Origin of the sequence: Erythrobacter sp. HI0063 (assembly GCF_001635685.1) — a bacterium.
Taxonomy (GTDB): Bacteria; Pseudomonadota; Alphaproteobacteria; order Sphingomonadales; family Sphingomonadaceae; genus Qipengyuania.
The window spans coordinates 1-7,946 of record NZ_LWFF01000003.1 but is presented as its reverse complement, the minus strand read 5'-3'; the positions used below and the strand labels follow the sequence as shown (position 1 = coordinate 7,946).

3 protein-coding genes and 1 pseudogene are annotated in these 7,946 nt (G+C 60.2%); 3 read left to right on the top strand and 1 reads right to left on the bottom strand.

Annotated elements, in window-relative coordinates:
* Positions 1-166: 166 nt before the first annotated feature.
* Both A3736_RS00635 and A3736_RS00630 read left to right on the top strand, forming a co-directional pair.
* Positions 167-2,512 (top strand): EAL domain-containing protein, encoded by a 2,346-nt coding sequence (locus A3736_RS00635; protein WP_082851225.1) that lies wholly within the window; start codon positions 167-169, stop codon positions 2,510-2,512.
* A gap of 49 nt (positions 2,513-2,561) precedes the next feature.
* The gene (locus tag A3736_RS00630) at positions 2,562-2,954 is read left to right on the top strand and encodes a PilZ domain-containing protein (protein ID WP_067677911.1); all 393 of its coding nucleotides are present in this window, start codon (positions 2,562-2,564) and stop codon (positions 2,952-2,954) included.
* 1,660 nt (positions 2,955-4,614) lie between these two features.
* Here the strand turns inward: A3736_RS00630 and A3736_RS00625 are convergent.
* Positions 4,615-7,317, bottom strand: coding sequence for a MobA/MobL family protein (locus A3736_RS00625; RefSeq protein WP_067677908.1), 2,703 nt, complete (start codon positions 7,315-7,317; stop codon positions 4,615-4,617).
* 268 nt (positions 7,318-7,585) lie between these two features.
* Here A3736_RS00625 and A3736_RS00620 point away from each other — a divergent pair.
* Positions 7,586-7,946: pseudogene (locus A3736_RS00620) on the top strand (IS5 family transposase); the annotation flags it as partial.

Here is a 7,946-nt window from a genome sequence, read left to right as displayed (position 1 = left end):
AGGATGATGATGATCGTGACGACGACGATGACGATCGCGACGATGATGACGATAACGACGATGACGATGACGATCGCGACGATGATGATGACGATGATGACGATGACGACGATGACGACGATGATGACGACGATGACGACGACGATGACGATGACGACGATGATTGATGCCGCCCTCATCTAGTCTCGAACACGCGCGCCGGCTGGTGCAGTCGCTGTCGCGATGGCGCAGCCGCGCCGGGCGGCGAGTGGTCCAAGCCGCGACGGTGCTCGCCCTCGCAGTCGCGATTGCCCTGTCTGCGTCCGCGGGGACGTTACAGCCGCTTGAAAACGTGCTGCAGAATGCAGGCTTCGCGATGCGCTCGCACGCTGCCAGCGGTCAGATCCACGTAGTCGAGATGGATGCGGCGAGCGTTGCCGCCATCCAGCGGTGGCCGTGGGATCGCGAGCATTATGCGCGGGTCGTTGAACGGCTCGACGAGGCAGGCGCGCGCACGATCGCCTTCGACGTCGATTTCTCCACCGCTTCGGACCGCGAGCAGGACGATCGGTTCGCCGCCGCGCTCGCGGATGCAAATGCGACCGTCATTCTCCCGGTTTTTGGGCAGAGAGGGAGTTTCGCCGAGAAAAGGCAGCTCGATTCGCTGCCCATCCCCCAATTGCGGGAGCACGCCTTGCTCGGGTCCGTGTCGGTCAGTCCCGCAAGCGACGGACTCGTGCGCGAAATGCCGATCGGGACCTTTAACGCCGATGCCCCGCGCCCGTCGCTGTCTGCGCAACTCGCCCAGCGTTCCGGTGTCGCGGACGACGATTTTCCGATCGATTTCTCCATCCAGCCCGACACCCTTCCCCGTCACAGCTTCATCGCCGTGAAAATGGGCGAGTTCGATCCGGCAACCTTTGCCGGAAAGGATGTCATAATCGGTGCGACCGCGATCGAAATGGGCGATCGCTATGCAACGCCTGTCCACGGTGTGATCCCCGGTGTGATCATCCAGGCGCTCGCTGCGGAAACCCTTCTGGACGGAGTGCCGGTCGAGATTGGCTGGGCCCTACCGCTGCTACTGGCCGCTCTGTTCGCCTATGCGATCATCGCCGCCCGGAGCCGGAACCGCATACTCGTCCAGTTCGGCTTGGGCGCCACGCTGGTTTTTGCCCTGCTCCATTTCGGAGCGTCCGAATTTGCTTTGAGAATCGCTATTGCACCGGCGCTCGTCATGCTGATCGCCGCCGCATTGCTGCGCTGGGCAATTCTGGTCCGCGAGGACTTCGAGGAGGCGCGGCTCGTAGATGCCGAGAGCGGAATGCCCAATCGCCGCGCTCTCGAACGCGCCGCAGCGACGCACGATAGGAGCCGTATCGTCGCGGCGATGATCGACGAATTCGACGCAGTGAAGCTGGTGATCGGCCAGGATGCGATCAGCGACTTCCTCGCCCGCCTGCAGGACCGGCTGCGCGTCGCGGGCTGCGAAGGACCGATCTACCGCATCGACGATCGCGCACTCGCCTGGGTATCCTCGCTCGAACCGCTCGAACTCGAGAGCCGGCTGCTCGGCATGGCAGCCATCTTGCGCAGTCCTGTCGAAGTCCGTGGGAGCCGGGTCGATATCAAGCTTACCTTCGGTATCGCCGACGTGAACGCACCCGACGAGGCGCTCCATGCCGCGAGTCAGGCCGCGCGTCACGGAGAATGCTTCGCTTATCACGAGCAGGCCCAGAAGAGCGCGCTCGACCAGCAGCTTTCGTTGATGGGCGAGTTGGAAGAGGCCATGGAAGGCGACGAGCTGAGCGTGCTCTATCAGCCCAAGTTCGACCTGAGAGCCGAGCGCATCACCAGTGCCGAAGCGCTGATCCGCTGGCGCCATCCCGTTCGCGGCGATCTGCGGCCCGACATTTTCATTCCCTTGGCAGAAGAGACCAACCGCATCGACGAGCTGACACTCTTCGTCCTTCGTCGCGTCATCGACGACGTGCGGGAATGGCGAAAGGGCGGACTGGAGATACGGGCCGCGATCAATATCTCGGCGCGCCTCATTACGTCCGCGGACTTCACTGCTCGCGTGGAGAGCATTCTGCTAGAGGATAGGGTGCCGGCCGACCGACTGATCTTCGAAATCACCGAATCTGCGACAATCGGCCAGTTCGACCTCGCGTGCTCGGCGCTGCGCCGGTTCCGCGATCTGGGCGTGGGTGTTTCGATGGACGATTACGGCACCGGACAGTCCACCTTGTCCTACTTGAAACGCCTTCCTCTGACCGAATTGAAAATCGATCGCAGCTTTGTCCAACACGCCCATCGCGACCATGCCGACGCTCTGCTCGTAAGCTCCACTGTGGAACTGGCGCACCAGCTGGGCCTGCAGGTGGTGGCCGAGGGAATCGAGGAGGAAGCATGCCTCGACTTCCTGCGGGAAATCGGATGCGATTACGCGCAAGGCTATTTCATCGCCAGGCCGATGTCGGCGGATGCTTTCTTCGACACCGCTCAAACGACAATAGCGCGCGCGGCTTAACTTTATCCCGTCTGGCACCAAGCGCGCAGCACGAAAAAGGAGAAGGACAATGCCGATGGAAAACCGCGTGGGACGCCGCGAGAAAGAGCGCTTCGTCGTCAATGTCATGGGAACTGTTCGAACCGGTTCGGGAAAGCCAATTCAAGCCGAGATCACCGATCTGTCGGAAAATGGGTGTGCCTTCACGGTCGGGACAGTCTGGATGCAGAACAGTGACCACGCATCGCTTCGGATCGGCGATCTGGGGCCCATCGATGCGACGATCCGTTGGGTAAACGATCGCCAAGTGGGCATCGAGTTTCACCGCCCGGTCTACGGCTCGGTGTTCGAGCATCTGCGTGCGTTGATTGCCACCGCCGATAAACAACGCGACCGCCGACACGGCGCGATCGATATTGCCTCGCTCGCGCGTTCGGAGGCCCAACGGCGAGTAGTTACCTAGAACCTCTCGAACGGCGAATTGTCCAAAGTAGTATCAGAGAGTGGCTTGTCGGCTTTCGACCCACTGGCGGGATGTCGTCATTCCCAAGTGCTGTAGCAAACTGACCGCTTTGGGGTCGTTTCATAACAGTCAGCTTCTGGAAGAAATGTCGCCTCAGCTGTGGGAGATCTCAGCCTTGTAACAGCAGGGCGCGAGTGAATTGCCGGTTCGGGATGTTGCCGGAACGACGGTTAGCGCCATGCATTCCAGACACCTACGCTCCGTAGCGCTATTGGCTGCTCTTCCGACATGCGAAAACTTCAACCGCTCGAAATCGAGTTCGCCATCATGCTGGCGGCAGTTACCGCTTCACTCGGGTATTTGATTTTCGAGGTTATCTTAGCGCTGCTCTGAACAGCCGAATGAAGGCGCAGCCAATCAATTCGCCTGAAACAGCTGCGCCTTCGCCAATGTCCTCGGTCAGGAGAAGAGGCACATCGGTAGGAGCAATCTAACGATATTCTCACGAGGCGTCACTATTGATCAGGCAGTTGGTGAAGGCGCGGCGTTGCGGGAGAGCGCATGCAAGCCGCGCCTTCGTCGACAGTAACGGGTAGGGCCGCATGCCGGAGACTAGGCGGTACCAGTAGGTAGATACACTGTCACGCGCTTCGGCATAGACTGCCGCCGAACGGTTTCCGCCAGGTGACCGAAGATCGCTCGCAATCCCTCCAAATTACTCACTTCGAAGATATGGCTTGTAGGCAGAGCCTAATCGCTCGTCAGCGTTCCGCATTGCAGTTTCAGCAGCACCCTTGGTCTCGGACCAAACCACAGTCGATATTGTTTCAACCAAGTTCGGCAACTGACCCGGTTCTGCGGTGTTCACGCATGTTTTGCGCTCGACGACGAACGTGCCGTTCTCATTCTCTCTGAGTTGATGGAAATCGTATATCGTCGTCACAGGGGCTATCCTCTCCAAAGATCGAAGGCGCAGCCGGTTGTGATAGCGTAACCAGCTGCGCCTTCGCCGACGCCTCCAGAACCCGGAGCGCCGCCGGTAGAAGAATTTTATCAACGACGCAGAACCCTGTCACGCTTTTCGGAATTGAGCATCGCCGACCGAAAGGCGCCTACTGAGGAAGCAACGGGCTCTGCAAAATTGAGGCTGGCGGGTGGCCTAGGCGTTTCAGTGCTTGGGCTGATGCCAGCGTTCGCAATCGTCCTCAAAGTCGAGTTGCTTGTGAGCAGCGCAGCCGCAAACACGGCATTCGGTCCACTGCTGCCGCGATCGTCACTTCCCTCGCAATAGTCGCTGTCTCCGTCCTCGTTCGGATCATCAACGGCACAACTAGGCCCCGTCTGCGCCCGAGCCCTCCGTCTGCTTTTGGCGGATAAGCAAGCGAGGGCTGACGGCCACAATAGGGTCGTAAGCCGAATGTCCGCTTCGCGAGGTGCGATGCCTCGGAGCAGACTGTCCGAAAACGGCCTACCACCGGTCATTCGCCTAGCACCTTCTCTGGGAGAGGTGAGGTTCTGGCATCTGGAAACGTCATATCGCAGAGCTGGCATTAGTGGCGCGCTTGGCTGTTCAGGGCGCGGAAGCTGCACGCCCATTTAGAGGGCGTGATCTAGGCTCGAGAACCGGTTTCGTCGCCAAGCTGATGGACCAAGTTACTTATCAATCTCCCACACCTCCGCCGCTTTGACGCGGGTCGATCATGGGAGACATCCTACGCTCGCCCCTAGTCGATGACACAGGTCTACCCGTTGCGATCGCAAGAAACTCGTCCCGTCGCTGCATAACGGTTGCGAACCCGTTCCGGTCGAGCGCCATTCCAGCGACCTGTGCAAGCGCCTGTTGCACCTTCTCGTTGTTCCGCCACGCCTTCACCCCCACACGGACGGCAGGCGGCGCATTTTCATCAAGCGCCCAATATCCTTTGCCATTGCTGAGCTGATCCGGGAAAGCGGCAACATGCGAGGCGATTGCGTCAAGTTCTTCCTCGTTGCGCGCGTGAAGTGCCGCCAGCCTCCGCTGCACGTGATCTGCCGTCACCAGGTCGCTCGTGCCCCCCGCACGGCGGAGAATATCGGGCGGCACCGTGATGCGGTCGTCTTCATCTTTTTCCAGAACGGAGCGCTGCTGTTCAAGCAAACGCATGAGTCTCATCATTGTTACCTGCGCCTGCGTTCTCTCCAACCTAAGATCGGTTTCGGCCGGCGACTGGTCGGCTTCCTCCTCCTGCTTTTTCTTCCAATGCGCGCCAACGCGCGAACTTGGCTCGTTTTCGCCAAGGCTTGGCTCCGGCGGAGAGGGAAGTTGAGAATGGGCAACCGGCGCCTTCGGCACCGGTTGGACCATAAGGTCGGATGAGTTTAGCGTACTAAAGTCTTCGGCTGCCTTCTCTTGCGCGGGATCATTCAGGACACCTTCCGGCAAGCACAGCGCTGCCGTCTCGATGTCATTGAGATCAGCAGAGAAACGAGTTTCCGGCGGTTCGACAATCCTCGGTGCGCAGCCATCGAAGGTGGAGAGCCGATAAGATTCTATTGGCGCTTGCGGCTCCCACCGGAGCGGGCGAGGAAGCTGCGGAGCACGATCGGAGCCAAGCCTGCTGCTATGGACCGCCCAATCGACGGACCCATCTGATACCGGCTTGATGGGCTCCAGTAGTTGCGGGGTTAAAAACGGCGGCAGGTGCCAGCGATCCGAGAGCAAATAATCGTGGTCTTCCAGCGGCTGGGGTAGCGTAGGCGGTGCTATCCCCGCCTTGCCCAAAAGCCATTCGGAAAGGACGTCTCTTTCATCATCCGCGCCTAGTGCAGTCGGCACGATGGATACCCTCGACGACAAAGTCCACACAGCTTGTACATCCGCGTTAGCGACCAACGGCTGCGGCACTACCGGCGCTGTTGGCGCAACGATCTCCGGTTCTATCACTGGTTCCGATGGGGGCTCCGGCAGTTTCACGGGCGGAAACGGCTCCAGATCGAAGCCAGTGCCGATCGAGCTATCCGCCATCGGCAATGGGTGAGGAAGCTTTCGCGCGATTACCTCGGCAGGCAAGTTCGAGCCGCGCCCAGACACCGCTTCGGTGTCGTTTGCCGGGATCCTATCTTTTCGAAGGTCACCGTGCTTGGAAAGCAATTCCGGGGTGGATGGTAGTGTGATCCCGCGGATGTGGATCGATGTGGCAGATTGCACTGATTTCGCTGGGGGAAACGCGATCGCTGCGATAACGGCATCGCGCTCCTTCCGCACGTAATCCGACACGGCCGCGGCGCTGGCCTGAAGGACGCTACGGAGTTCTCGCACGCACTGCAGCGCCGAGTTACGGGCCACCGTCAAGCGGTTCAGCTCGTTAAGAGCGACTTCCTCGCCGCGCCTAACTTTGGCGGTTAGCCCGGCACCCAGATGGACTTGAGGGATGTAATCCATTCCGGTCGCCGCGTAGCTAAGGTGCGTGTAGCGCTTGTTCACGCCATGCATCTCGCAGGTGTAGTTCAGCTCCTCGGCCAGCAGAAACCGCATCCGCGTCCACTGTTCCGGGCAGTCTAGGTCACTGCGCAGCGCTCGGCCGATTTGCCACTCTGCCTGATCGGTGCGTACCATCGGCCGATAAGAAAACACCACATGCGCATGCCAATTGCGCTGGTCGCCGTCCTCCGACGGCGGGTGGAGGCAGACGGAGTAAGGGAGATCCTGGCTGCCGAAAACTTGCTCGCAATAGCGCAGCAACATGGCCCACTGCTCTTCCCGAGAAAGCTCGTGCAGCGACTGGATGATCATGTGGTGCACGACCTTCGCGTTTCCCGCCGTCGACCGGTTGACGCGCTCCAACTGGTCGAAGGCTTCCGCCGCCTCCTCTACTGTGAGACCGACCGAGCTGAAGAAGGCCAGCGCCCCGCTCTCGAACTCGTGGGCTCCCTCGGCCCCGTAGCGGACCAGGTCTTTTCCTGCCCCCTGCTTGCTCGTCTTGGCATTGCGATAAACCGTCCTTTGAAAAGGGAAGAGCAGTCCGTCGTTCGTCCTGATCGGCGCCGAGTAGCGAGGCATCCAGCTCCTGGTGGTTCCGATGCGGACCGCACGCGACGAAGCAGTCGACTTGTAGCTCTTGCCCCCCTCCTCGCCCCAGTTCCTGGCCTTGGTCCTGAACCAGAATAGGTCACGCTCTCGCCCGCGCTGGCGTGTTTCCGCCTCACGCTCGAGCCTCTGGACTGACTTTACGTGCTGCGCCTCGCTCCACGCCGCGCGCTGCCTTTCTTGCTGTGCCTGCAGTTCAAGCCTGAGCCAGGGGTTCCTCGAGATGCGCAGGAGGCTGGCGACATGCGCCGAACCTGATTCGACAAATCCGCATTGGCGATCGGGCTTGATCTTCATGGGGGCGGTCTTTGCAAATGGGGCAGTCGGAGCTGGCTTAACTGGCAAACATTATTTCGCGTACCGCCCCAACTTCATCCCTATGTCGACTGTGCTGGGTTGCTGATTGTCTGCAATGACTATCTCCCTTGCAATTCGCTTTTCCTTAGGTTTCGTGGACAAAGCTTGACTGTGGACTCGGACCTTGATTCAAGGCTGGCTTTTGGAGGCAGCCTTGGGCGAGCGGATTGGCGTTACGGACGAAGAGTGGGAAGTGATCGGGCCGCTGCTGCCACCTGAGCGGGGTCGTGGCTGCCGTCCGGCGCAGGACAACCGCCCCTATTTCGAAGGCATGATGTGGATCGCGCGGACCGGAGCGCAGTGGCGTCACCTGCCGGATGAGTATGGCAAGTGGAACAGCGTTTTCCGGCGCTATCGACGATGGGTTACGACCGGCGTGTTCGATGCCATGCTGGAGACGCTGGCGGAACTGGCGGGGCGCGACACAGCCGCCGACATGATCGATAGCACCGTGGTCCGGGCACATCATTGTGCCGTCGGCATAAAAAGGGGACTCAGCAAACCGAGGCGCTTGGCCGATCGCGCGGCGGCTTCACCACCAAGCTCCACGCAAGGTGCGATGCCAGAGG

What these genes read in the sequence shown, in the direction of transcription:
- A3736_RS00625 (WP_067677908.1), bottom strand. Translation starts at nt 7,317, where the DNA reads ATGAAGATCAAGCCCGATCGCCAATGCGGATTTGTCGAATCAGGTTCG.
- A3736_RS00635 (WP_082851225.1), top strand. Translation starts at nt 167, where the DNA reads ATGCCGCCCTCATCTAGTCTCGAACACGCGCGCCGGCTGGTGCAGTCG.
- A3736_RS00630 (WP_067677911.1), top strand. Translation starts at nt 2,562, where the DNA reads ATGCCGATGGAAAACCGCGTGGGACGCCGCGAGAAAGAGCGCTTCGTC.